This window comes from Leucobacter celer subsp. astrifaciens (assembly GCF_001273835.1).
GTDB lineage: Bacteria > Actinomycetota > Actinomycetes > Actinomycetales > Microbacteriaceae > Leucobacter > Leucobacter celer.
This window is the reverse complement of record NZ_JHEI01000209.1, coordinates 1-281: the sequence shown is the minus strand read 5'-3', so window position 1 is coordinate 281 and position 281 is coordinate 1. Positions and strand designations below refer to the sequence as shown.

Here is a 281-nt window from a genome sequence, read left to right as displayed (position 1 = left end):
ATCCACGCGATCTCCCGGTAGAACTTGTCGCCCTTCTGCACATCCGCGAACGGCGACACCGCAGGAACCGCAGGCTTCTTGCCCTCGTCGATGCGGTACATGAACGCCGCCATCGCCTCACGCGTGATCCCCGACTTCGGCTGGAACTTCACCGTACCGTTCGCCTGCTTCACACCCGTCGAGATGCCCTCGGAGGCCATCCACGCGATCTCCTGGTAGAACTTGTCGCCAGGCTTCACGTCGGTGAAGGGCGACTTCGACGGAGCCTTGAAGTTCTTATC

General features: G+C 61.2%; 1 protein-coding gene. It reads right to left on the bottom strand.

Annotated elements, in window-relative coordinates:
- A partial coding sequence (locus AMS65_RS18290) for an S-layer homology domain-containing protein (RefSeq protein WP_193787044.1) occupies positions 1-281 on the bottom strand: 281 nt, incomplete at both ends.